Genomic DNA, 23,366 nt, shown 5'->3' with positions numbered 1-23,366 from the left:
CTCGACTGACAGGGCACTATCGCCCACTATCGCCGAGGTGCTGCGTTCCGCAATCGTTCGGACAGAAGCCGACCCGAAGTGTGAAGCGGAGCGGGATCCTGACGCGCACGAGCGAGCACCAGCGCACCCTCGAGTGCAGACAGAGCGAGAACAGCCTCGGACTCTGCGTCCTCGCGAGACCAGCCGTCGGCTTCGAGGCGCTGAGCCAACAACACAAGCCACGAGTTGTATCCGTCCGCACAAGCGCCACGGATGACCTCGGATTCGGTTGCGGCATCCAGTGTTGCCGTAGCCAGGGCGCATCCACGTTCGTAATCCGAATCCGACAAACGCGCAGCCAGTGCGGCGGCGAATGCCGAGATCGCGGTGGCGGCATCGGGTGAGCTCTCCAGCAGATGCCGGATGAAATCGGCCATTGCCTCACCGCGTCGCCTCAGAGCCTCGCCTGCGAGTTCTTCCTTGCCACCGGGAAAGTGAAAGTACAAAGACCCCTTGGTGGTCGAGCTCGCCGAGAGCACTTCCGACACACCCGTTCCCGCGTACCCCTTCCGCTGCAACAAGTCGGCAGCGGCATCGACCAACAAATCCCTCGTAGACATAAGTTCAACATACCGATCAGTACACATATCAACAACACTTGAAGTGCATAAATCTCCAAAACCTTGCATCACTAGACCGATTGGTACATGATTCGAGAATCGAAACCGGAGCGCGGCCAACGACGCTCACGACGACAAAGGACCAAATCGATGTCACCGGATTCCACAAACCACACCACGACGACCGTCCTCGGGCCGGACGTAGATCTCGCCGGGACTCTCGCGGCCACCGGCGTCCGGATGATGGTTCGAAGCAAACAAACCGAGGGAGGATTCTCTCTTGTACAACACCGCATCGCTCCGCATTCGATGACCTCGCCGGTCCATCGCCACAGCCGGGAAGACGAGTACACGGTGGTTCAAAGTGGCCGCGTCGCAGTGATGGTCGGAGACGAGGTCGTCTACGCGGAGACCGGCGCCATGATCTTCAAACCGCGTGGCCAGTGGCACGCAGTGTGGAATCCCGACGACGCTCCAGCCCGGATTCTCGAAATAATCACGCCTGGAGGGATGGAAGACCTGTTCGAACTGATGCCGAAACTACTGGCCGAAGCAGGTGCCGCAGCCGAATCGGTTGCAGCGCGGGTGGAAGCAGATTTCGGGATCGAATTCGATCTCGTGGCCACCGCCGAGATCGCACAGACGCACGGTGTGGGATTCGGCATCGACAGTCACTGAATCCCAAGCAACTCGCTATCCCAACCTTGAAAGGAAGATCCATGCTCGTACTCACCGGAGCAGAAGACCTCACCGCCAACCTGAACCAGGAGTTGGGCGTCAGCGACTGGCACGAGGTCACCCAGGAGTCCATCGACGAGTTCGCCCGGGTCACCGGCGACGATCAGTGGATTCACGTCGATGTGGATCGCGCGAATGAGTCACCATTCGGCGGAACGATCGCGCACGGCAACTACACGCTCTCACTCGGCCCCAAGTTCTCGTACGCGATGTTCTCGCTCGAGGGTTTTGCGTTTGCCCTCAACTGTGGATTCGACAAGGTCAGGTTGCCTGCTCCGCTACCGGTTGGCTCTCATGTCCGCATGCGTGCGACGTTGAGCAAAGTCGAACCGATAAGCGGCGGCGTCCAGATCACGGTGACGCAGACGTTCGAACGAGAACACGGTGACAAGCCCGTGTGCGTCGCCGAGATGTTGACCCGCGCGTATCACTGAAAGGTCAGGAGCCGAACATCTTTCGGATCGTGGTACCGAAGGGATGCTTCGCGGTGACACTGCCGAATCGCACTTTGCCGTGAACCACCAGGTGCAGCGGCCCCATCTGCGGACCGGAGCGAACCTTGTTGGACGCGCTTCCCCCGACTGCCTCGACACCGTTCATGTCCACCGTCGCCTCTTCGGGAACGATCAGTGAAATCGAACTGGCGTAGTCGTCGATCGAGATGTTCACGACCTGCGTCTGCATCACTGCACGCGTGAAATCGATGGTCACACTGGACATTCTGGTATCGACCACGACGGCTGGAGGAACGATCCATGCGCCGTTCCGCGTCACCGTCGCCATTCGTCCACGGATCACGGCCGCATTTGCCGCGCCGTAGGCACCGACAACCGGAGCCCCGACCGGAGCGCGGTAGGGCGGGTTCGGGTGAACCGGCGGCGGTTGGGGTTGGTAGGTCGGCGCCGGGTAGGGCTGGCCTTGGTACATCGGCTGACCCGAATTGGGATACGCGGGCGGGTCGTAGTCGGAGATCAGTGTGATGCCCGGAAGATCGGCGAGAACCGAGTTGAGTTCACCTCGCGTCTTCGCGGCCAAGGCCGTGTCCATGCGCTCGGTGAACTCACCGAGCGAGAGCATCCCTTGACCGACAGCTTTCTGCAGCAGCTCGCCGACATGCTCTCGTTCGGCATCGGATACGCGTAGATTCCTGGCCTCCATGATTTCCAGGATAAACGTTATTCGAGGCCTTGTTCTATTGCGTATCGAGTGAGCTCGACGCGATTGGCCAACTGAAGCTTCCGAAGCGTTGCCTGCACATGGTTTTCGACGGTCCGGTGGCTGAGCGAGAGCCTCGTGGCGATCTGTTTTGCGCTCAGTCCCTTGGCGACAAGGCGGAGCACTTCAGTCTCACGGTCGGTGAGCCGAGGCAACTCGGGCGCGCGATCGTCGGCCGGTGCCGTCGACATGCGGCGGTACTCACCGAGCACCAATCCGGCGAGGCCGGGTGTGAAGACGGCTTGTCCGTCGAAAGTCGCTCGCACGGCCTCGAGCAGTTCCGCTACCGAAGCACTCTTGACCAGGTAGCCCGACGCTCCGGCTTTGACCGCATCGAGGACATCGTCACGCTCTGCGGAGGCCGAAAGCACGAGTACCTTGCTCTTCGGCGAAACCTCGAGCACTGCGGTGGTGGCGTCGGCACCGTTTCCGTCCGGCAGGTTCATGTCCATCAGAACCACCGCCGGTTGCACGGCGGCGGCGCGGCGGCGCGCACTCTCGACACCCTCCGCCGTGGCGCTCACGGTGAAGCCGGCAGCTTCGAGGTCCCGGGAGACACCGTCGCGCCACATCGGGTGATCGTCGACGACCATCACCGTCACCGGATCCTCGCCCTGTTCTTCAGCCACGCTCACTCTTCCCCTTCGGAACGTTGATTTCCCATTCGGTGCCCTCCCCCGGCCCGGTTTGCAGGACTGCAGTGCCGCCGAGCACTTGCACTCGACCGAGAATGGACTTCGATACTCCCATGCGGCCTTCGGCTTCGGCCTGCGCCAAGCGACCCTCGGGGATTCCGACGCCGTCGTCGCGGACGCTGACGATCACCTCGTCCGGCAAATCTTCGAGCAACACGTATGCCTTCGCCGCGGGCCCGGCGTGCAGCCCGACATTGGACAGAGCATTGTCGACGATGGCTGCCAGTTCGATGGCTCGATCGCGCTCGATCACGACCGGGTGCGCGGGCGTCGACACCGACACCGACGTGCTGGCCTGCGTGGTCAGCAGTGGACACAGATCCACTGTCTGTCCGCCGACATCTGCCGCGGCGCCCGAAACCTGCTCGGAAATCAGCATTCTCAACGCGACCTCCTGCTCGCCTGCCAGCGCGGCCAGTTCAGCTGCTTCGCCGCCGAGTGCCGCTCCTCGCCGACGGACCATTGCCAGCACCTGAAGAACGCCGTCGTGCACTTCGCGTGCCAAACGTTCGCGCTCTTCGGTGGCCGCCGCCAGACGTACGGCTTGTTCGAGTTGTCGATGCGAGCGCCGAGCAGTTGTGGTGGCCAAGCCCAACGCCAGGCCGACCGATACGAGCACGGGAGCCGTCGCATCGCGCCAGAGGTCCAGGTTGACCTGGTCGCGGATGATTGCGCTGGCCGCCGAGATGACAACTCCGGACGCCATGCCGAGCCACGGCCCGCCGAGAATTGCCGCGGAGATGACGGCGTTGGTGGCCCACAGCGTGGTGGGGAGCGTCTGGTGATTCTGATACCACTCGTGGTCGGAGACCAGCCTCGTCGACGCCATCAGCAAGATGACGACCACCTGATCGGCGATCACTACCTGGTACCTCGGCAGCTTCTTACCGAACAACGCACCGGAGGTTCCGAGCAGCAGTGCCGACACCCCGGACCACACTGCCATCAGAGCGACAAAGAACCAGCTGAGCCGAGTGTTGGCGTAGTCGGAGGCCGAGGCGAACTGGTAGCTGATCGCGTACACCAGCGTGATGAGGCGAAATGCCTGCGCCGCCCGCCACAGCGGGGCATCCGGGTCGGTGTCGACGCCCGACGCCTCGCGAACGGTCGGCTGATAGTGCAGCCGACGACGGCGGGTGGGCTCAGTCATCGGGAGGAGTGGGGTTCACGATGCGAGGCTGGGCGCGCGGCTCGTCGGGTTCGGCGGGGAACAGTGGGGTCTCCGGATCTTCGACGTGCAGTTCGGCGTACGCGATGTCCGGGTCGTCGGCGAGGAGAGAACGAATAGCGGTGTTGAGGACTGCGACGATCGGAACAGCCAAGAGCCCGCCGACGATTCCGGCGAGGACGATGCCCGTTGTAATGGCGAGAACGACTGCCAGCGGATGCAAGCGGACGGCGCGCCCCAGCAACAGCGGTTGCATCACGTGCGCTTCGAGCTGCATGACCCCGATGATGATGCCGAGGACGATCAGAGCAGTCAGAAAACCCTTCGTGACCAGAGCCACCAGCACAGCGACAAAACCGGTCAGAAATGCACCGACGATCGGGATGAACGCGCCGATGAACACCAACGACGCCAGCGGCAGGGCGAGTGGCACCCCGAGGATCGCCAGGCCGGCACCGATACCGATCGCGTCGGCGGCGGCAACCGCGACCGTGGCGCGCACGTAGCCGATCAGCGACCCGAAACCTGCGGAACCGGCGATCCGTACGCGACGACGAGCCTCGGTGGGGACGATCCGGGTGACGAACTGCCAGATCTGATCACCGCCGTAGAGGAAGAAGATGAGAGTGAACAGCGTCAGCAAAGCCCCGGTGAAGATCTCACCGATGACCGTCGCCGTGGTCAAGGCACCGCTGGTCAGAGACTCACGATTGGATTGCACCGACTTGACGACCGAATCACCCGCTTGGCGGATCTGATCCTCACTGAAGTGCAACGGTCCGCTGGTGAGCCAGTTCTGAATCTGCGTGACGCTAGCCGTGAATTGGTCGGTGAGCTGCGGCAACCCGTCGATGAACTGCTCGACGACAAACGTCATGATTCCCGCGACCAGCCCGATCGAGCCAAGCAACACGACAATGACGGCTGCCGAACGAGGAACACCCCACACCTGCAGCCGATCAACCACCGGAATCAACAGAGCCGATGCCAACAGAGCCAGCCCCACTGGGATGAGCACGGTTTCGAGACGTAGAACGACATACCCGAGAACCAACAGTCCAGCGAAGATCACAATGAGGCGCCACGACCATTCCGCCGCGATGCGCACACCCGGATGCACTGCCCGAGCGTCGGCGGATATGGGTTTGTTCATCCTCGAAGCTCGCTCCGCACGCCCCCTGTTTGCGTTCACATCGCGAGCCTAACCGGCCCGGCCGACACAGGTGAGCGGACGAATAATCGGACGCGCGTACCAACACTTCGACCTCTGCCAGCTAAATTGAACCCTGTGCGGGCCTCATACAGAGCAATAGCGGTGACCATCCGCAGCCGGTGGCCCCTCTATATGCTTTCCATGCTCGCGGCGAACCTGATCGGCGCGGTACTGGTCTTTGCATTCGTGCGATACGGCGTGCCGATCCAGGAGTCCGACGCGATTGTTGCCGACCGGGTCCGCAACTTCGCGATCTTCGGCGTGTACCTCGCGTTCGCCGGTGCCGTCAGTCTGACGGCAGCGGCCATGATGTTGAAGTCGGTCATTCGTTGGCGGCTGCGCGGGGGACCACCGACGAGGTCAGAGCAGATGGCGGCACTCCACGCGCCGCTTCGCCAGGCCATCGTCCACCTGGTGCTGTGGATCTTGGGCGGCATTATCTTCGTGTTCCTGACCATCACCGAGATGCCCGGACTCGCGATCGCCGTGATCGTGACGGTGTGCATGGCTGCGACAACGACCTTCGGGTTCACGTACATGCTCGGGGAGCGCATTTTGCGTCCGGTCGCTGCCCAGGCCTTGAGCGAGGGCGAATTCGATCGGACCATGGCGCCTGGCGTCGGAACTCGGCTGGCGATGACCTGGGGTCTCGGCACGCTGATGCCCGTCGCAGGCATCATCTTGCTGTGCTCGACGCAGCTCACGACCAATCTCGAGTTCTCCCCCGACTCACTCGCGTGGGCGATCCTTCTCATCTCGATCATGGCGATCGTGCAGGCCTTTGCGCTGTCGATGCTGACGGCTACTCAGATCTCCGATCCCATCCGCCAACTACGTCGGGCCATCGAGCGGGTGCAGCGCGGCGCCACCGACGTACGCGTCGAGGTGTTCGACGGCAGTGAGATCGGCCGACTGCAGGTCGGCTTCAACCGCATGATGAAAGAGTCCGACGAGCGTCGCCTACTACGTGAGCTGTTCGGTCAGCACGTCGGCGAGGACGTGGCCCGGCGCGCGTTGAAGTTCGGTACCGAACTGGGCGGCGAAACTCGATTCGTGGCAGTGCTGTTCGTCGACATGGTCGGATCCACCGGTGCCGCGGCCGAGCGCCCGCCGGGCGAAGTGGTCGAGCTGCTCAACGAGTTCTTCCGTGTGGTCGTCGACGTCATCGATCGTCACCACGGTTTTGTCAACAAATTCATGGGAGATGCGGCGCTCGCCATCTTCGGTGCACCACTCGATCGACCCGACGCTCCGACGGCAGCCCTCGCTGCGGCCCGAGAGCTGCGGTTCAAACTCAACGACATCACCGGCCTCGACGTCGGTATCGGCGTGAGTGCGGGGCTCGCGGTCGCCGGCAACATCGGTGCTGCCGAACGTTTCGAGTACACCGTGATCGGTGATCCGGTCAACGAAGCTTCGCGGCTCACCGAGCTCGCGAAGCTTCGGCCCAGCCGAGTGCTGGCGTCGACGAGCGCGCTGTATTTCGCCGACGAAGAGGAACAGGCCGAGTGGGAACTCGGAGAGCAAGTTCAACTGCGTGGACGCCGACGACTGACGCATCTGGCGTGGCCCGAAAAGTATCCAGAGGTCGATCCGGATCAAATTGGTTAGGGTGAGTCGATGGCTCAGCCTGGAAACACCCCACGGCGACTGAGACGACCACGCCCGCCCGTGGCCGAGACCAGTCGGGCCAGAGGGCGCTTCTGGTGGCTGAAGTGGCTGCTCGGGGTGGCGCTGATCGCTCTTCTGATAGTCGAGGGCACCATCCTGTGGCCCCGACTCAACGAGTACTGGCAAGCGCTCACCGAGATTCACTGGGGTTGGGTGGCTGCCTGCGTGGCGGCTCAAGCAGTGTCGCTCAGCGGATACGCATCCGTTCAACAACGTCTTCTCAATGCCGCCGGAGTAGTCGCCGGTCACGTCAAGAACCTTTCGGTCATTTACGCCAGCACAGCGATGGCGCTGACGCTACCTGCCGGCCAAGTCTTCTCCACTACGTTCACGTACAAGCAGACTCGAAAGTGGGGTGCGACACCGGTTGTCGCGTCCTGGCAGTTGGCTGTTTGTGGGGTGATCGCTGCTGTCACCTTGGCACTGCTGGGTGCCGCGGGCGCAATAGCATTCGGTACCAAGGTCAGCCCGGTAACGCTGACGATTTCGATCATCGGCATGGGGCTCCTCTTTCTGGGGCTTCGGTACATCGCCCAGAATCCTGGCAGTATCGAGCGGATAGGACATCGAGTCCTGGCCCGATACAACCGAATTCGCAAGAATCCGCTCAGCTATGGGATGCGACGCTGGTCCGAGATCCTGAAGCAACTGGATTCGGTCGAGCTCAGCCGCACCGACTCGGTCATAGCATTCGGGTGGTCTGCCATCCATCGCGTCGCAGATGTAGCTTGTTTGGGTTTCGCATGCTGGGCGGTAGGCGCGGAACCCTCCTTCGCTGGGCTCCTGATTGCCTTTACCGCCGCCAAAGCAGTCGGCAGTATTCCGTTTTTTCCCGGTGGGCTGGGCTACGTGGATACGGCCCTGATCGCAGCGCTGACGTTCGCCGGGGTCAGCGGAGCTCAGGTATTCGCGTCGGTGTTGGTGTATCGGATGGTCAGCCTCGTTATGGTCGCTGTCGTCGGTTGGATCGTCTTCTTGATCACTTTCCGCGCCACTCACCACGAAGACCTCGCGATGGATCTCGAGTTCGAACGTCGAGAACAACCCGGCGTCTAGCGTCGCAACGCTGCCGCCATGTCGTCGAGATGTGCCCGGCTGATCCGTACCGCTGCTTCCGCGTCACCGGCTTCGATGGCGTCCGCCAACATTCGATGCTCGTCCGCATCCGGCTGACTGTGTGGATGCAGATCCAGAACCGCTATCAACTCGATCAGTGCGGCCCGCAGACGCGGCACAAAAGTCTCGAAGAGTTCCGACAGCACGGGATTGTGTGCCGCATCCACCACCGCCCGGTGGACCGCGATGTCAGCGTCGACGAAGGCTGCGTCCCCGGAATGGGCGGCAGCAGTTCTACCGTCCAACGCTTGCCTCAGAGCCGCGACGTCGACGGCATCGCGCCGCTGCGCCGCCAGCCGAGCCGCTTCGATCTCGACCGCGTTTCGCACCTCTACGACATGAAGAATCGCCTCGGCTTCGAGCACGCGCGGCCACTGATCCGGGGGTGTCGTACTCCGTAGGAAGACGCCGGCACCCTGTCGCGATTCGAGCATGCCAAGGCCGGCGAGGGTCCGCACCGCTTCCCTGATGGTGGACCGACCGATACCCAACTGCGCCGCAAGAGTGGTTTCACCTGGAAGTTTGGCGCCGACTTCCCATTCACCGCTCACGATCCGCGCTCGCAGCAGCTCCGCGGCCTGGTCGGTGAGCAACCGACGCTCGACGATCGGTGACACGTGAACTCCTCAGGTTGTCTGATAAGTAATTTCGTTCTAGTGTAGCCCGCATGGCTACAGGAGCACTCCTTCTCGACTGCCGCGGCGGGGCCTGAAAGACCGGCACCCCTCCGCGGGGTTTCGCCATGCCGGTCTCTCGACTCGACCGCAGGAGAAACCGAAGATGAGTACAACCCGCGCCAACCGCTGGAACAACCAGAAGCGCTCACCCATGCCGTCCGAGCGCTATCGTGCAGCTTGGGACCGCGTCGACATTCCGACTTTCGACCGAACCTGGCCGGCTAATCGCACCTCCGAGGCGCCCCTGTGGGTGCCCGTCGATCTGCGTGACGGCAACCAAGCCCTCGCAGAACCGATGGACCCCGAGCGCAAGCGTCGAATGTTCGAACTGATGGTGGCGATCGGCTACAAGGAAATCGAGGTCGGCTACCCCTCCGCGAGCCAGACCGATTTCGATTTCGTTCGAGACCTGGTGCGATTCGATCTCGTTCCCGACGACGTCACCATCGTCGTATTCACTGCCGCGCGTACGGATTTGATCGAGCGGACGTACCAATCGATAGAGGGACTGCCGAACGCGGTCGTCCACATGTACACGGCGACGGCGCCGACGTGGCGAAACGTGGTTCTCGGCAAGGAGCGAGAAGAGCTGCACGACATGATTTTCCGCGCCGCTCAAGATGTGGCTCGCGGCGGCGAAGGCCACGACGGATGGCGATTCGAGTTCTCCCCCGAGGTCTTCAACCTCACCGAGCCCGACTACATCCTGCAGGTATGCAACAGTCTCACCGAACTCTGGGACGCCAGTCCCGATCGCCCGGTCATTCACAACCTGCCTGCCACAGTCGAAATCGCCACCCCCAACATCTATGCCGATCAGATCGAATACATGCACCAGAACCTGGCCCGACGCGATTCGGTGATCCTCTCAGTCCACCCGCACAACGACCGCGGCACCGGAGTTGCATGCGCCGAACTGGCAGTGCTGGCCGGTGCGCAGCGCGTCGAGGGATGCCTGTTCGGCAACGGCGAGCGCACGGGCAACGTCGACCTGGTCACACTGGGGCTGAATCTGCATGCACAAGGCGTCGATCCGGAAATCGACTTCTCCGACATCGACAAAATCCGTCGAACAGTGGAGTACTGCAACCGAATTCCCGTCCACGAGCGTCACCCGTACGGCGGCGATCTCGTGTACACGGCATTTTCCGGCACCCACCAGGATGCGATCAAGAAGGGTTTCGCCCATCACTACGAGAGCGCGGAGTCTGCGGGCGTCGATCCGGGATCGGCGCCGTGGGCAGTCCCCTACCTGCCGATCGACCCCGCCGACGTCGGCCGCGACTACCAGGCGGTGATTCGTGTGAACAGCCAGTCGGGCAAGGGCGGAATCGCTTATCTGGTGCAGACCGAGTACGGAGTCGAACTCCCCCGGCGTCTGCAGATCGACTTCGCCTCGCGGGTGCAACTCGAGACCGACGACTCGGGCACCGAAATGACTGCCGATCAGCTGTGGAACCTGCTGCTGCGCGAGTACGGGTACAACGGAGGAGTGCGTCGGTACTCGCTGGAACACACTGCCGACGGTGATCAGTTGTTCGTTGCCATCGATCGTGACGGGCGCGAGGCCACCGCCGCGGCCAGCGCGTCCGGGCCGGTCGAGGCATTGAGCAAAATCCTGACCGAACAGGGCTCGGCCGTCGAGGTCGTCTCGCTCACCCAGCATTCACTGCCCCGCAACCCGGAGTCTTCCGGCAGTGCAAATTCGGCAGTCACCATCGCAGAGTGTGTGGTGAACGGAGAAGGACGCTGGGGCATTGCGGTGCATCAGTCGGTGACAGCGTCGGCGCTTCACGCGGTCTATGCCGCAAGCACACGCGCTGTGATGCAGATCACATGATCTTGCGGAAGGATTTCCAGGGGTCCATAGTTGAAGCTACAAGAACTTGAACATTCAACTACTTATTCAGGAGCTTCCATGACCACCGCAACCTTGCCCACATTGACCGCCGGAACCTGGGTCATCGACACCGTCCACTCCACCGTCGGATTCTCGGTTCGCCACCTCATGGTTTCCAAGGTTCGTGGAACATTCGACGAGTTCTCGGGAACGATCACCGTTGCCGAAGACGGAACCCCGGCCGTCGAGGCCGAGATTTCCGTGGACTCCATCAACACCAAGAACGAGCAGCGCGACGGCCACATCAAGTCCGCTGACTTCTTCGACGTCGAGAAGTTCCCGAAGGCAACCTTCAAGTCCACCGCAGTGCGTTCCAAGGGCAGCGACTTCGTCCTCGCCGGCGACTTCACGCTCCACGGCGTCACCCGCGAGGTCGAGCTGAACCTCGAGTTCAACGGCGTCAACCCGGGCATGGGCCAGGGCCCCGTCGCCGGTTTCGAAGCCACCACCGTCATCAACCGCAAGGACTTCGACATCTCCATCGAGATGCCCCTCGAAGGCGGCGGAGCAGTTGTCGGCGACAAGATCACGATCACCCTCGAGATCGAAGCCGGCCTCCAGGCTTAACGGCACTGTGCGCCTTTATCAACCGCCCGCGGTTGATAAAGGCGCACAGTCGTATGGTGTGAGCGTGAAGAAGTACGCACCATTCCTGCTGATCGACGCCATTCTTGTCATTATCTTCTGCGCGATAGGGCGCCGTACCCACGAAGAAGCCAATGCGCTCGCCGGTCTGGCGAAGACATCCTGGCCGTTCCTGACCGGCCTGGCGATCGGATGGGCTGCCACGTTCGCGCTGTACCGCGACAAGTTCAACGCCGTTCTCCTGCTCCCCACCGGCATTGTCGTTTGGCTCTCCACCGTCGTCATCGGCATGATCCTGCGAGTGTTGAGTGGCCAGGGTACGCAGTTCAGCTTCATTGTCGTCGCGACGCTGGTCCTCGCCGCGTTCCTGCTCGGCTGGCGTGCACTCGCTCCGCTGGTGGCGAGGATTCGCACCAAGTCGTAACCAAATTCCACGGCTCGGAACCACCCGAAATGCCCGAGGACGTAGGACACTTTTCGGATGAGCAACACTACGGAGCCCGTCGAACGTAGCGAGAAAGAAGACCGGGGGTTCTTCGGCCAGCCCTTTGCGCTGGCGAACCTGTTCGGCGTCGAGATGTGGGAGAGATTCTCCTTCTACGGGATGCAAGGCATCCTCATCTACTACCTGTACTACAGCGTCAGTGACGGCGGTCTCGGCATCAGCCAGGCGGCAGCAACCAGCATCGTCGGCGCGTACGGCGGCACCGTCTACCTGTCGACGATTCTCGGCGCGTGGGTGGCCGACCGACTTCTCGGCTCCGAGCGCACCCTCTTCTACAGCGCTTCGCTGGTGATGGCCGGCCACATCGCACTGTCGGTTCTCCCCGGTATGTGGGGTGTGGGTGTCGGCCTGGTCATGGTTGCCTTCGGCAGTGGTGGCCTCAAGGCCAATGCGACCTCACTGGTCGGAGATCTCTATTCCGAAACGGATGTCCGCCGCGACGCCGGATTCTCCATCTTCTACATGGGCATCAATATCGGCGGACTTGTCGGTCCGCTGCTCACCGGTGCTGTTCAGGACGCCTGGGGATTCCACGCCGGTTTTGCTCTCGCCGCCGTCGGTATGGCGCTCGGTTTGATCCAGTACACGCTGGGCCGCAAGCATCTTCACGGAATCGGTGCCGAACCCGGCAACCCGTTGCCCGCGGACAAGCGCGCTCTCTACATCGGGATCGGCATTGCTGCGATCGTCGTGGTCGCGATCGCCTCCATCACCGGTTTGATCACGGCCGACAACATGTCCGACGTCGTTGTCGGACTCACGATCGTCGCGTCGGTCGGTTACTTCCTCCTCATGCTCACCAGTAAGAAGGTGACCAAGGTCGAACGCAGTCGGGTCTTTGCGTTCATCCCGATGTTCATTGCGAGCGCGGCCTTCTGGTCGCTGTTTCAGCAGCAGTTCACCACCGTGCCGGTGATTTCCGACAAACTCCTGGACCGCAATCTCTTCGGCTGGGACTTCCCGCCGACGTGGGTGCAGTCGATCAACCCGGTCTTCATCATCATCTTTGCCGGTGTGTTTGCAGCCATGTGGACCAAACTCGGTGACCGTCAGCCGTCGTCGCCGATCAAATTCGCGCTCGGTACCGGCACGATGGGTCTGGCGTTCCTGGCATTCATCCCGATCACCGGCGGCGGACCGAACAGCGCACCGCTGCTCGGTCTTGCCGGAGTGCTTCTGCTCTTCACCTTCGCAGAGCTCTTCCTCTCCCCCGTCGGCCTTTCCCTTGCAACCAAACTCGCGCCCGAGCATTTCCACACCCAGATGGTCGCGTTGTTCTTCCTGTCCGTTGCTTTGGGTTCTTCGATGGCGGGGACCTTGGCCGGCTACTTCGACATCGACGACAGTCGCCCGTTCTTCCTGATCATCGGTCTCTCGTCGATCGGAATCGGAGTGATCCTTGCACTTGCCTCGCCATGGATCAAGAAGCTGATGCAGGGCGTGAATTAGACAGTCTCACTTCACCCACAACCACAAAGCCAGCACGAATCCCGCTATCGCTACTGCCACACGCAGTACCGATGGCGGGATTTTCCTGACGACGGGTGGCCCACACCAGCCTCCGGCCAACGCGCCGAGCGCCATCGCCAACGCGGCCACCCAGTGCACCTGTCCGGAGAAGGCGAAGATGAGCGCGGCCACAAGATTGGCGATGCCGAGAAAGAAGCTCTTCAGGATCGTTGCCCGCCAGACCGTTTCGGAGGTCAGGATGAGCGTCGCGGCCAGGAAGATGACGCCGGCACCGGCGCCGAAATAGCCACCGTAGACCGCAACGGCAAACAGTGCTGCCGAGTAGATTCCGGGACGGTCACCGCCGCCGGCCAGCTCACGAATCTTCGGTTGCAGCAGCAGCGCGAGCGAGGCGAACACAACCATCGCGGGCACGACGGATTCGAAAGAACCTTCCGGTGCCAGCCATAGAATCAGGGCACCGACGATGCCACCGGCTGCCGAATAGAGAGCCCAGCGAACAAGTTTCGGACCAGTGTCGGCAACTTCGCGTGACGAGTTCGCCAATGCTCCGACGCCGACGGCCACCAACGCGACGGTATTGGTCATGTTCGCGCTGACCGGTGAGAGCCCGACGCTCAGCAACGCCGGATACGAGACGATCGATGCAAGACCGGTGACAAAACCGACAAGACCGCTGAAGAATCCCGCTACGACGAGGAATAGGAAATCGAGCAGGTTCACGAACCAGGAATCTACTCGCGGTGCCCGGTACTACTTGTCGGCAGGCTTGCCGAGTTCCTGGAAGAGCTTGTCCGTCATCTGCATTGCTCGATCGCCGCCGTCTGCGTCTGCGACGAACACTGCGAACGCGAAGTCTCCGCGTGATCCGTAGAACCAGCGATCGTCACCGCTCGCTGCACCGGCCGCCATCATGTCCGGGTACCCGGCCAATCCGCCGGCCCCTCGCATGGCGTCGCGCAGACGATTGTTCACGTCGCCGGGCAATGCCGTCGGGGCGACGTCGGCGGTAGCTGGTTGCCCGAAGACCATCATCGGAAGCGGGGCGCTACCGCGGGCGATCGACGCCGCCAGCATCGCCATCCCGAATGGAGTCACCGTCGGCGCACCCGAGTTGTTGGACGTCTTGTTTGCCATGACGTTGTTCATCGCCTGGTCCACGCCGGGGCGGTTCGCGGCCAGCACTGCCGTCTGCTGTTCGAGTCCCTGAATGTGGAAGCCGTTGCCGAGTCCGAGTTGCTGCCCGGTGTCGGCCAACTGCTCGGCTGACACCGCTCCGGGGTCGACGCCGTTCTGCATCGACGATGCGAGACGGACCAGATCGAGTGCGCCGCCGGCCGGGCGCAACCCGGTAAAGGCGATGGGCCCTTGTTCGATGGCCTGATTGTTCTGTGCTGCAGCCAGAATGGCGCCATCCGACGGGCGGATCGCGACGATGGCGGCAGGAGTACCCGCACTGACGACGGCTTCGATCGCGGCAAGTTGAGTGTGCGAGTCGAGGGTCGCGGCAACGTCGGGGCCGGGAGGTCCCTGAAAGCCGGCTTGCTTGATCGGGAACCCGTTGGGCTCGACCAGGTTGACCGCCCAGCCGGCGGTGGCGTCGCGATTGGCCTGCCACACGGTCCGCAGCGGATCAAGCAACGGTGAGTTGATACGACGGTCGGAGGCGATCAGCTTGGGTGTCTTGACCACGACGACGCCGGGGATCGCAAAATCGCTTTCCAGGTAGGCGTAGTCGGGATCGCGGAGCAGTACGGCGGTGACGGGCTTGCCGGGGTTGGCGGCGAGGTCGGCCAGCATCGACTCCGAGGTGACCAACGGGGCGACAGGTTCGAGGACTGTGGCAAGGCGACGAGTGGTGTCGACGGGATCCGGCATGGTGGCCGGGTCGAGAGTGATCGCGTTGATGGTCTGCTCGTTCATGAGCAGGGTGCCGGTGTTGTCGACGACCTTCGGCGGCGCTGCGTCCGTACGGGTGTACGAGACGGTGCGACCGTTGCCGAGGTCGGGGACGAGGACCGACGGGTCCCAGGACACACGCCAGCCGACGGACAGATCGCGAACCTCACCCTGCGACTGGTAGCTCCAGTCCTTGCCTTCGCCGAAGTTCCAGGAGGCGTCGAGGGTGAAGAGTCCGGAGTCGCTCCCCAGATCCATGACTTGAGCGACGTCGAAGTCGGAGGACTTCGCGGCCAGCCCGTCGAACATCTGCTGGATCGACGGCCGCGCCGCGTTGGGGTACGACGTGAGCGCCGCGGCGGCTTCGGCGTCGTGGTTGTTGAGGGCGGTGACGAAGTCCTCCACCACCGAGGCGGCATCGGATTTCTTCTCTCCACCGATGACACACGACGCGAGCGCCACTGTCAGAACGACAGCAGTTATCGACGCAACGACATATTTTCCACGACGGTTGTGCTGTCCTCCGGGCCCCATGCATGTAACTCTTTACTTCTGTCACACGAGTAACAAGCACGGGATGCCTACGAACGTGTCACGGTTGAGCTACGACGGTGTGATCCAACTGCAACGGAAAACAGGTTTCAGCGCAGAAAAGTGCCCGCTACCTGCACTGCAGGCGAAGAGCTGTCCGCGCCCGCGACGAATACCGCAAATGCGAGATCTCCCTTGATTCCGACAAACCACCCATGCGCTGGGCCGCCCTCGGTTTCGGCAGTGCCGGTCTTGCCGAGAAGCCCTGAGATGTCCTGCAACGACGTCGCCGTACCGCCCGTGACGGTCTCGCGCATCATCACCCGCAACTGTTCGGTCACCTCTGCGGGAGCGGGTGCAACGGTCTGATCCGCCACGCCGGGCTGTCCCTTGACCAACATCGGCGCCGGCGTCGTTCCGTTGGCGATCGAGGCCGCCACCAGAGCCATCCCGAAAGGCGTGGCGGTCACGGTGCCCTGGCCGATCGCGGACTCGACGCGTTCGGCGGGGGTGTTCGCGTCGGGGACGTTACCCGTCACCGTCGTGAGCCCGGGGGTCACGTAGTCGACGCCGAGCCCGAACTGCAATCCCGCATTGTGCAGGGCATCCGCAGGCAGACCGACGGCCATCCTCGCCATGGTGGTGTTGCACGACTTCGCGAATGCGGTGTGCAGCGGGACCGATCCGAGGTCGAACTCGTCGTCGTTGGGTATCTGACGCCCTTCGATGTTCTCGGTACCCGGGCACGGCAGAACAGTGTCCGGTGTAGCGACGCCGGCTTGCAGGGCCGCGGACGTCGTCACTGTCTTGAACGTCGAACCCGGTGGGTACAGGCCGGTCAACGCGATCGGGCCCTGCGCGTCTGCGGGGGCATTCTGGGCCACCGCCAACACCGCTCCGGTCGACGGCTGCAGCGCAACGATCGCCGCCTGTTGCGTCACCCCGGCCAGTGCGTTCTCGGCCGCGAGTTGCAGCGGTCGGTCGATGGTCGTCGCGATATTCGGAGCAACGGGCCCGTCTTGGCCGGCGACGGTGGTCACGGTTCCGTTCTGCTTCACCTGCTGCACCGCCCAGCCTGCGGATTTGTCCTGCCCCTCCTGCCACAGATCGGACAGCCCACTGAACGTCGGCGACGCCAAAGTTTTGTCCACCGAGAGCAACCGCGCTTGCGGCGCCAAGCTCACTCCGGGAATCGCCGCCAACCGCTCTTCGATGGGTGCAAGATCCTCGGCACGCAAAGTGATTGCGGTGACCGGCTTCCCGGTCGCCGACGCAAGGTCGCCGCTGAGCGATGTCGCCGTGATCGTCGGCGCGACGGGCGAGAGCAGGGCGGCCACGGCTGCCGTGTCCACCGGAGGAACCGCAGCGGAATCCAGATTGACCAGCGTCACCACCTGCTGCTCCATGATCGGCTGACCCGCCGCGTCCAGCACCGACGGCGGCGCGCCTGTCGTGGGTGTGTAGCGCAGCGTGGTCGAGGCGGTCAGGTCCGGAGCGAGCAACGCCGGGTCCCACTGGATCAGCCAGTTGTCACCGCTTTTCGACGCGTTTCCCTGCGTCGAGTAGTTCCAGTCCTGACCTTCGCCGAACTTCCACGCCGCATCGAGCGTGAATGTCCCTGCGGAATCTCCGGACTCGGCGGCGTCGGAAACGGTGAACGTTCCCTCGTCCTTGCCCAGTCCTTCGATCAGGGCCGAAATCGCAGTCGACGCCGCCGCCGGGTCGGTGGTGAGGGCTGCCGCCGCTTGCACGTCATCCGACGTGAGCGCGGAGGCGAACTCCTCTGCCACTGATTTCGGCTGGTCAGGGCCAGAACTGCAGGCAACTACCGATCCTGCGGCCAATACCCCCAGAGCCACGGCAGCCACGGGACGACGGAAAGTTCGGAAGCTCTGACGAGCGTGTGAAAGGCGCACGACTCCGATCATGCCCGAATTTGTGGCGCCGGTTCGACTATCGGTGTAATCATGTAATCAGTGCTAGCAACAAAGCACATCAGACTCCACCAGCTTTCCGAGGAGAACGCCATGAAGAACTCACAAGGCTCCGGCGACCGCAGGTTCGGCCGTCCCGGAGGTTGGCAACAAGCATCGGTTCCCGACGCAAGTGATGCGGCCGACTGGTTTGCCGGTCGACTTCCCGACGAATGGTTCACCGGCACCGCCGACATCCAGGTCGACCGCGAAGAAATCGTCGTGATCGGTGAGCTCCCGGCAGTCGACGGTGGCGAGGCAGCCACGGACGGAAGGATCTCGCGCTTTCGCGAAACCACGCGCGCCGACCGGATGCGCATCGCCGACGAGGCCGAGGCTCGCTACGGACGCAAGGTCGCCTGGGGCGTACGCCTCGACGAAAAGACCGTCCTGTTCACACATCTCGCAGTTCCGGTGATGACACGACTACGTCAGCCCGAACGCAAGGTTCTCGACACTCTGGTGGACGCGGGTGTTGCTCGTTCGCGCGCGGATGCACTCATGTGGACAGTCCGGTTGGCGGGCAAGCACAGCGAACAGTGGCTCACCGAGCTACGAGAAGCGATGTCGAAGGTCGACGATCTGAGATCCGAGGGTCCGAAAATCTGAAGGGCCGAAGATCTGAGCACGAACACTGACGAGACCGACAGCACACGATAATTCGATTGCGCGGGATCGTTCGAGTGCTCTAACCTGAAACAAGAATCATTCCCGACAGAACAGGAAACGGGCCGTTGCTCCTCTAGAGGTTCATCACGCGAAGGCACTCGCACCCATCAGCAATTGCTGAGCCGGGCGCACAGTCCAAGCACCCTCTGGAGTACTCATGACCCAATCCCATTCTTCTCTGTCGCTTTCGGATCTCACCTTCACCTGGCCGGACGGCGAATCAGTCTTTTCCCGCACCAATTTTGTATTCCCCAGTGGCCGTGTCGGTCTCGTCGGACTTAATGGATCGGGAAAGTCGACTCTGCTGCGATTGATCGTAGGAGAGCTCTCACCGGAATCCGGATCCGTGACCGCTTCCGGCGAGGTCGGCTACCTCCGTCAGGACATCACACTCGATCCGAGCGTTCGCGTGGACGACATCCTCGGTATCCACGAACTCCGAAACGCATTGCACCGCATCGAAACCGGCGACGGCTCCGAATCCGATTTTGCGCTCGTGGACAACAACTGGGATATCGAGGAGAGCGCTCTCTCCACCTTGCATCGACTCGGCCTCGAGAAGGTAGTCCCGGATACGGCGGCACTGGGCCGAACCGTCGGCACCCTCTCCGGCGGAGAGACCGTCCTACTCGGGCTGACCGCAACGCTGCTGAGGAATCCACAGGTGCTGCTCCTGGACGAGCCGACCAACAACCTGGACCGCGACGCTAGATCACGAGTTCATGCTGCAGTCCAACAGTTTCCGGGAACCGTACTGATCGTCAGCCACGACCGGGAACTGCTCGACACCGCGGAGTACACGGTCGAACTACGTCGAGGGGATCTACGCGTGTTCGGCGGCAACTACTCGCACTACCAGGAGGTCGTGACCGCTGAGCAGGAAAACGCACTCGCCACCGTTCGCGACGCCAAAGCCGATCTGGCGAAGCAGAGCCGCGAGCTGATCGACGCTCGAACAAAACTTGACCGACGTAAACGCTATGGGCAGAAGATGTTCGAGAACAAGCGGGTGCCACTGATTATCGCGCAGGCACGAAAACGCCAGGCCCAAGTTTCGGCCGGAAAGCTGGCCCTCAACCATATCGGGAAGGTGGACGACGCCAAGTCTGCCCTGTCGGAGGCAGAGGAACTCCTTCGAGACGATCGAGAGATTCGTCTGGACCTTCCTGCTACACAGGTTCATCCGGGGCAGCAGGTTGCGCGGCTCGACGACGTGACGTTGCAGAGCGGCCAAGTGGTATCGCTGCAGATCACCGGGCCGGAGCGCATTGCGATAGTGGGACGCAACGGAATCGGCAAGACAACGTTGCTCGATGCACTCGCTGCGTCGACTCCGTTTGTAGCCTCTCGTGCGCTCCCCCAACGTCTCGACGTGTTCGACGAGGATCTCTCGGTGGCAGACAACGTCGCTTTGGCAGCGCCACACGCGACGCCCGAGGAAATTCGCGGGCAGTTGGCACGGTTCCTTTTCCGGGGAACGGATTCCGATGTGTTGGCATCTGCGCTCTCCGGCGGTGAACGATTGCGCGCGGCGTTAGCCACAATCCTTCTGGCCGAACCCGCGCCCCAGTTACTTCTTCTCGACGAGCCGACCAACAACCTGGACCTACCGAGTCTCGCCCACCTCACGCAGGCACTTTCCGATTTCCGCGGCGCCATGGTGGTGGTGAGTCACGATCTACCATTCCTGCACGACATCGGTATAACCCGGTGGATCAGCATGGACGAGAATGGTATTCAGGACATCGATCCCGAGTAGGCCGACGGTTGTCGCTAACGGTGCGAGACGGTCTGGCCTATCGTGGGGCGATGTGCCTTCACCTCGACGCCACCGCTGCGCTGTCGATCGCAGGTTGGGTTCGCGAAGAACCTACTCGATCGGCCTCTGCGCCAGTTCCGCGGCCGCTGGTCGGCGTTTGTGATCAACTCATCGTGTGGGCGAGTTCGTTCTCCGCACTTGCCAGTTCCGACGACCAGGTGTGGTTTCTCTCGGCGGAGAACTATGCCGGTGGAGTTGGCGTCAGCGATGAGGCGTTTCCCTGGAATACGTTCCGGCACGAGAGCCTGGCGGTCGCTTCCGGGCCGGCTGAGCGCACGGCGATCAACGCCTTCTGGTCCACGCACCTTCCGGTTCTGCTGTCGGTACGCAATGGGTACGAGTACTTGGCGCTCGCACCGGACGGTCAGGTTGTCCGTGGGGGAGAGCCGGAGTTCGAGGAGGTCACCCTCGTTGCCACTGATTTCGAGGCTCTGCTTCGGGGCATAGTCGCAGGCGTCAGCACGGCAGATCCCTTCACCGATGCACTGCTTGGAACAGTGGGTACTGCCCCGCCGGGCAGCGACCGGTAACTCGGAGAGAGGCCGAACTGATTGCTCGACTGTTCGTGAAAGTTCACGGCATCCGTCGGAATGGCTCCGGACTACCACTCGAGTTCACGTGCGTAGTAACCGGCACCCATACTGGACGGGTGTTGCACGACGTGAGAAATCCGGTGGACGGTGCGCGAATCACCTATCAGATCGTGGGCGATGGCCCACCCCTGTTGATGGTGCACGGCACAGCGTTGTCGCGCTCCATCTGGCGCGGCTTCGGGTACGTCAAGGCGCTCCAGGAACAGTATCGTCTGATCCTCGTCGACATGCGGGGTCACGGACGCAGTGACAAACCACACGACTCCGATTCGTATGCAATGGATCTGGTGGTCGGCGATCTCCTGGAGATCCTCGATACGGAGTCTCCGTTCGAACCGGCACACGTCCTCGGGTACTCGTTCGGCGGGCGCTCGGTGATGTCGCTGACTGTCGAGCACTCCGAACGGGTGCGATCGCTTACCGTCGGGGGCGGTAGTAGCCGGCCGATGACGGGGGCGTTCGACGCATTGTTCTTCCCGGGCTGCATCGACGCACTCGAAAGCGGCGGTATCGAAGGATTTCTGACCGGTTGGGGCGCGAGGCGCGGCAAACCGGTGGATCCTCAGACTGCGACTGCCTTTCGAATCAACGATGCCCTCGCACTCGCGGCCTACATGCGCCGGGCCGAGAAGGAGCAGGGCATCGACGACGCCGTGCTTCAACGGATCACCACGCCGGCGTTGTTGTTCGTCGGATCGAGAGATCGCGAGCGCCTGCCGGATACCGAGCATCTCGCGTCGCTGATCCCGGACAGTGCCTTGACTGTGATCGAGGGGGCTGACCACGCGAGCGCAGTCGCGGACTCCGAAGCTGTGCTGCGTGCGCTCGTTCCGTTCCTGAGCCGACAGTAGTCCGCCTTCATCCGCTCACTACTGCGGTGTGAGCACTCTCGACTCGAGCGCCGTCACCGGTGGATACCAACATCAGGATTGCTCCGACCTCCATCGGCAGCACGAACCCGACGGGCGCCAGCACTCCCGTAGCGAGGGGAACCGAGATCGCGTTGTATCCCGCTGCTCACCAAAGGTTCTGAACCATCTTCCGGTAGGTGGCGCGGGACAGCTCGATGACCGAGCTCACCGAACGCGGATCATCGCTGGCCAGAACAACTCCCGCTGACGCGATCGCCACGTCGGTTCCGGCACCGACCATCGCCGCGCGGTAGCCCGCACCCTGAAGCCGAGATACCTGCGCTCCCTTGTCCTGCGGAAGCACCTCGGCGAAGACCTCGTCGATCCCGAGTCTGCGGACAAGCGAATTGGCCACGGCCTCCGCGTCTCCGGTGACCGTGGCCACGCGTACACCCGCGAGCGTGGAGGGCGTCGACGGCCAATGCTGATTCCGGGGCGAATCTCGTCGGCCAATGCCAATGCCAATGCGCCGATCACCTTCTCGTCACACGCACTACATGCAGGACCGTCGACCCGCCACAGAGCCACACCGTCAGGCAAGGCCACGCGGCCAACGTCAACCGTTCAACTCCCCTTCAACATCGCTTCCATCTGAGTGATTTCCGCCTGCTGACCTGCAATGATCGCTTCTGCCATCTTCTCCGCCGACGGATCGAGCCCGTTGTCGAGTTCGGTCTGGGACATGGTGATGGCGCCCTTGTGGTGCTCGATCATCATTGTCAGCCACAACTTGTCGAACTCCGCGCCACTGGCGTCGGTGAGGGCGGTCATGTCGTCGGCCGACATCATGCCCGGCATCTCGGCCATCCCGACGCCGTGTCCCGCGTGCGCCGAATCATCCATGCCCTCCATCGAACTCGACGAAGGATCGGGGCGTCCCCACTTCGTCAGCAATTCCGTCATCTGAGCCATTTCCGGGCCTTGCGCTGCCTCTATCTGCGTTGCAAGAGAGAGAAGTTCGGCATTGTCGGTTCGACCGTCGACCATTCTGGCCATATCCAATGCCTGCGCGTGATGCGGGTACATCCCTTCGAGAAACTCGATGTCAGCAGCATTGACACCCGCAGGAATCTCCGACTGTGCTGCGACACTGGTTGTTTCAGAAGAATGGTTAACGCTCTCCCCGGAGTTGTCCGAGCATCCGGCAATCAACAGTGCTGCCGCTGCCACAACCGAAACGAACCGCGCGGCGCTCTTCCTGACCGTCAAAGACATGTTTTCACTCCCGAGAATTGATTCTGTTCGATATGCACTGCACCACAATTGATTTGATCACGATTCTGCAAATGCACAGTTGCCACGTTACCGACGAAAATCCGTCTCGAAGCCCGATATCCGGCCCAAACAGGCTTCCTTCATCGAATCTTCACAGTCGAGCGGAAACCACCACGCGACAGCAGTGCAGACACGCAGTCGACT

At 62.3% G+C, this 23,366-nt stretch carries 22 protein-coding genes and 1 pseudogene; 12 read left to right on the top strand and 11 right to left on the bottom strand.

The window, feature by feature from the left end; all coding sequences use genetic code 11:
• Nucleotides 1-26 precede the first annotated feature (26 nt).
• Complete coding sequence (locus tag R4P65_RS24260) at nt 27-599, bottom strand: helix-turn-helix domain-containing protein (RefSeq protein WP_317828431.1); 573 nt, start codon at nt 597-599, stop codon at nt 27-29.
• A 150-nt stretch (nt 600-749) separates the two neighbouring features.
• Between R4P65_RS24260 and R4P65_RS24255 the strand changes: the two genes are divergently transcribed.
• Together R4P65_RS24255 and R4P65_RS24250 are read left to right on the top strand one after the other, a co-directional pair.
• Nucleotides 750-1,277 carry a cupin domain-containing protein gene (locus R4P65_RS24255; protein WP_317828430.1) on the top strand — a complete coding sequence of 176 codons (528 nt, stop codon included), beginning with the start codon at nt 750-752 and terminating at the stop codon, nt 1,275-1,277.
• Nucleotides 1,278-1,318: 41 nt separating this feature from the next.
• The gene (locus R4P65_RS24250) at nt 1,319-1,771 is read left to right on the top strand and encodes a MaoC family dehydratase (RefSeq protein WP_317828429.1); all 453 of its coding nucleotides are present in this window, start codon (nt 1,319-1,321) and stop codon (nt 1,769-1,771) included.
• A gap of 4 nt (nt 1,772-1,775) precedes the next feature.
• Here the strand turns inward: R4P65_RS24250 and R4P65_RS24245 are convergent, their stop codons facing one another.
• Genes R4P65_RS24245 through R4P65_RS24230 form a run of 4 tightly spaced genes read right to left on the bottom strand, consistent with a single transcriptional unit; the run spans nt 1,776 to nt 5,568 of the window.
• A complete protein-coding gene (locus R4P65_RS24245; RefSeq protein ID WP_317828428.1) occupies nt 1,776-2,495 on the bottom strand; it encodes a DUF1707 domain-containing protein in 720 nt (239 codons plus the stop codon).
• A 17-nt stretch (nt 2,496-2,512) separates the two neighbouring features.
• A complete protein-coding gene (locus R4P65_RS24240; protein WP_047269712.1) occupies nt 2,513-3,145 on the bottom strand; it encodes a response regulator in 633 nt (210 codons plus the stop codon).
• Between the two features lie 28 nt (nt 3,146-3,173).
• A complete protein-coding gene (gene macS, locus R4P65_RS24235) occupies nt 3,174-4,397 on the bottom strand; it encodes a MacS family sensor histidine kinase (RefSeq protein ID WP_317828426.1) in 1,224 nt (407 codons plus the stop codon).
• Nucleotides 4,390-5,568 (bottom strand): AI-2E family transporter, encoded by a 1,179-nt coding sequence (locus R4P65_RS24230; protein ID WP_317828425.1) that lies wholly within the window; start codon nt 5,566-5,568, stop codon nt 4,390-4,392. The genes macS and R4P65_RS24230 overlap by 8 nt, the downstream gene beginning before the upstream one ends.
• A gap of 192 nt (nt 5,569-5,760) precedes the next feature.
• On the opposite strand from R4P65_RS24230, the gene R4P65_RS24225 reads away from it, so the two are divergent.
• Together R4P65_RS24225 and R4P65_RS24220 are read left to right on the top strand one after the other, a co-directional pair.
• Complete coding sequence (locus R4P65_RS24225) at nt 5,761-7,239, top strand: adenylate/guanylate cyclase domain-containing protein (RefSeq protein ID WP_021343017.1); 1,479 nt, start codon at nt 5,761-5,763, stop codon at nt 7,237-7,239.
• 9 nt (nt 7,240-7,248) lie between these two features.
• Nucleotides 7,249-8,355, top strand: coding sequence for a YbhN family protein (locus tag R4P65_RS24220; RefSeq protein ID WP_317828424.1), 1,107 nt, complete (start codon nt 7,249-7,251; stop codon nt 8,353-8,355).
• Here R4P65_RS24220 and R4P65_RS24215 read toward each other — a convergent pair.
• Nucleotides 8,352-9,032 (bottom strand): FadR/GntR family transcriptional regulator, encoded by a 681-nt coding sequence (locus R4P65_RS24215; protein WP_317828423.1) that lies wholly within the window; start codon nt 9,030-9,032, stop codon nt 8,352-8,354. The two genes, R4P65_RS24220 and R4P65_RS24215, sit on opposite strands and share 4 nt — an antisense overlap.
• Before the next feature lie 163 nt (nt 9,033-9,195).
• Here R4P65_RS24215 and R4P65_RS24210 point away from each other — a divergent pair, with 163 nt between their 5' ends.
• The 4 genes from R4P65_RS24210 (at nt 9,196) to R4P65_RS24195 (ending at nt 13,531) form a co-directional block, all read left to right on the top strand.
• Nucleotides 9,196-10,932, top strand: coding sequence for a 2-isopropylmalate synthase (locus tag R4P65_RS24210; RefSeq protein ID WP_317828422.1), 1,737 nt, complete (start codon nt 9,196-9,198; stop codon nt 10,930-10,932).
• A 78-nt stretch (nt 10,933-11,010) separates the two neighbouring features.
• Complete coding sequence (locus R4P65_RS24205; protein ID WP_019747097.1) at nt 11,011-11,559, top strand: YceI family protein; 549 nt, start codon at nt 11,011-11,013, stop codon at nt 11,557-11,559.
• Nucleotides 11,560-11,623: 64 nt separating this feature from the next.
• Nucleotides 11,624-12,001, top strand: coding sequence for a DUF3054 domain-containing protein (locus R4P65_RS24200; RefSeq protein ID WP_317828421.1), 378 nt, complete (start codon nt 11,624-11,626; stop codon nt 11,999-12,001).
• Nucleotides 12,002-12,058: 57 nt separating this feature from the next.
• Nucleotides 12,059-13,531, top strand: coding sequence for a peptide MFS transporter (locus R4P65_RS24195; protein WP_230814968.1), 1,473 nt, complete (start codon nt 12,059-12,061; stop codon nt 13,529-13,531).
• Between the two features lie 6 nt (nt 13,532-13,537).
• Here the strand turns inward: R4P65_RS24195 and R4P65_RS24190 are convergent, their stop codons facing one another.
• The 3 genes from R4P65_RS24190 to R4P65_RS24180 all read right to left on the bottom strand — a co-directional run bounded on the left by R4P65_RS24190 (nt 13,538) and on the right by R4P65_RS24180 (nt 17,910).
• On the bottom strand, nt 13,538-14,275 hold the full coding sequence (locus tag R4P65_RS24190) for a sulfite exporter TauE/SafE family protein (protein WP_317828420.1): 738 nt from the start codon (nt 14,273-14,275) through the stop codon (nt 13,538-13,540).
• Between the two features lie 30 nt (nt 14,276-14,305).
• On the bottom strand, nt 14,306-15,985 hold the full coding sequence (locus tag R4P65_RS24185; protein WP_317828419.1) for an NTF2-like N-terminal transpeptidase domain-containing protein: 1,680 nt from the start codon (nt 15,983-15,985) through the stop codon (nt 14,306-14,308).
• 107 nt (nt 15,986-16,092) lie between these two features.
• Nucleotides 16,093-17,910: a penicillin-binding transpeptidase domain-containing protein gene (locus R4P65_RS24180; protein WP_317828418.1), complete on the bottom strand. Its 1,818-nt coding sequence runs from the start codon at nt 17,908-17,910 to the stop codon at nt 16,093-16,095.
• Nucleotides 17,911-18,009: 99 nt separating this feature from the next.
• Here R4P65_RS24180 and R4P65_RS24175 point away from each other — a divergent pair, with 99 nt between their 5' ends.
• The 4 genes from R4P65_RS24175 (at nt 18,010) to R4P65_RS24160 (ending at nt 21,887) form a co-directional block, all read left to right on the top strand.
• A complete protein-coding gene (locus R4P65_RS24175) occupies nt 18,010-18,564 on the top strand; it encodes a hypothetical protein (RefSeq protein ID WP_317828417.1) in 555 nt (184 codons plus the stop codon).
• Between the two features lie 217 nt (nt 18,565-18,781).
• Nucleotides 18,782-20,383, top strand: coding sequence for an ABC-F family ATP-binding cassette domain-containing protein (locus R4P65_RS24170; RefSeq protein WP_317828416.1), 1,602 nt, complete (start codon nt 18,782-18,784; stop codon nt 20,381-20,383).
• Between the two features lie 50 nt (nt 20,384-20,433).
• The gene (locus R4P65_RS24165) at nt 20,434-20,973 is read left to right on the top strand and encodes a hypothetical protein (protein ID WP_317828415.1); all 540 of its coding nucleotides are present in this window, start codon (nt 20,434-20,436) and stop codon (nt 20,971-20,973) included.
• A gap of 143 nt (nt 20,974-21,116) precedes the next feature.
• Entirely contained in the window at nt 21,117-21,887 is a 771-nt protein-coding gene (locus R4P65_RS24160; protein ID WP_230815104.1) for an alpha/beta fold hydrolase, read from the top strand.
• A gap of 58 nt (nt 21,888-21,945) precedes the next feature.
• Here the strand turns inward: R4P65_RS24160 and R4P65_RS24155 are convergent.
• Nucleotides 21,946-22,522 (bottom strand): annotated as a pseudogene (locus tag R4P65_RS24155) (HAD-IC family P-type ATPase); the annotation flags it as partial.
• On the bottom strand, nt 22,512-23,162 hold the full coding sequence (locus R4P65_RS24150) for a DUF305 domain-containing protein (protein ID WP_317828414.1): 651 nt from the start codon (nt 23,160-23,162) through the stop codon (nt 22,512-22,514). The gene R4P65_RS24150 and the pseudogene R4P65_RS24155, both read right to left, overlap by 11 nt.
• Nucleotides 23,163-23,366: the final 204 nt, after the last annotated feature.

It is taken from the genome of Rhodococcus sp. IEGM 1318 (assembly GCF_033142465.1).
In the GTDB taxonomy this organism is placed as follows: domain Bacteria; phylum Actinomycetota; class Actinomycetes; order Mycobacteriales; family Mycobacteriaceae; genus Rhodococcus_F; species Rhodococcus_F qingshengii_B.
The sequence above is the reverse complement of the archived record's forward strand: the minus strand, read 5'-3'. Positions and strand labels throughout refer to the sequence as shown.

What these genes read in the sequence shown, in the direction of transcription:
- R4P65_RS24180 (WP_317828418.1), bottom strand. Translation starts at nt 17,910, where the DNA reads ATGATCGGAGTCGTGCGCCTTTCACACGCTCGTCAGAGCTTCCGAACT.
- R4P65_RS24170 (WP_317828416.1), top strand. Translation starts at nt 18,782, where the DNA reads ATGACCCAATCCCATTCTTCTCTGTCGCTTTCGGATCTCACCTTCACC.
- macS (WP_317828426.1), bottom strand. Translation starts at nt 4,397, where the DNA reads ATGACTGAGCCCACCCGCCGTCGTCGGCTGCACTATCAGCCGACCGTT.
- R4P65_RS24150 (WP_317828414.1), bottom strand. Translation starts at nt 23,162, where the DNA reads ATGTCTTTGACGGTCAGGAAGAGCGCCGCGCGGTTCGTTTCGGTTGTG.
- R4P65_RS24205 (WP_019747097.1), top strand. Translation starts at nt 11,011, where the DNA reads ATGACCACCGCAACCTTGCCCACATTGACCGCCGGAACCTGGGTCATC.
- R4P65_RS24185 (WP_317828419.1), bottom strand. Translation starts at nt 15,985, where the DNA reads ATGGGGCCCGGAGGACAGCACAACCGTCGTGGAAAATATGTCGTTGCG.
- R4P65_RS24210 (WP_317828422.1), top strand. Translation starts at nt 9,196, where the DNA reads ATGAGTACAACCCGCGCCAACCGCTGGAACAACCAGAAGCGCTCACCC.
- R4P65_RS24250 (WP_317828429.1), top strand. Translation starts at nt 1,319, where the DNA reads ATGCTCGTACTCACCGGAGCAGAAGACCTCACCGCCAACCTGAACCAG.
- R4P65_RS24220 (WP_317828424.1), top strand. Translation starts at nt 7,249, where the DNA reads ATGGCTCAGCCTGGAAACACCCCACGGCGACTGAGACGACCACGCCCG.
- R4P65_RS24245 (WP_317828428.1), bottom strand. Translation starts at nt 2,495, where the DNA reads ATGGAGGCCAGGAATCTACGCGTATCCGATGCCGAACGAGAGCATGTC.
- R4P65_RS24240 (WP_047269712.1), bottom strand. Translation starts at nt 3,145, where the DNA reads ATGGTCGTCGACGATCACCCGATGTGGCGCGACGGTGTCTCCCGGGAC.
- R4P65_RS24260 (WP_317828431.1), bottom strand. Translation starts at nt 599, where the DNA reads ATGTCTACGAGGGATTTGTTGGTCGATGCCGCTGCCGACTTGTTGCAG.
- R4P65_RS24175 (WP_317828417.1), top strand. Translation starts at nt 18,010, where the DNA reads ATGAAGAACTCACAAGGCTCCGGCGACCGCAGGTTCGGCCGTCCCGGA.
- R4P65_RS24165 (WP_317828415.1), top strand. Translation starts at nt 20,434, where the DNA reads ATGTGCCTTCACCTCGACGCCACCGCTGCGCTGTCGATCGCAGGTTGG.
- R4P65_RS24255 (WP_317828430.1), top strand. Translation starts at nt 750, where the DNA reads ATGTCACCGGATTCCACAAACCACACCACGACGACCGTCCTCGGGCCG.
- R4P65_RS24230 (WP_317828425.1), bottom strand. Translation starts at nt 5,568, where the DNA reads ATGAACAAACCCATATCCGCCGACGCTCGGGCAGTGCATCCGGGTGTG.
- R4P65_RS24225 (WP_021343017.1), top strand. Translation starts at nt 5,761, where the DNA reads ATGCTTTCCATGCTCGCGGCGAACCTGATCGGCGCGGTACTGGTCTTT.
- R4P65_RS24195 (WP_230814968.1), top strand. Translation starts at nt 12,059, where the DNA reads ATGAGCAACACTACGGAGCCCGTCGAACGTAGCGAGAAAGAAGACCGG.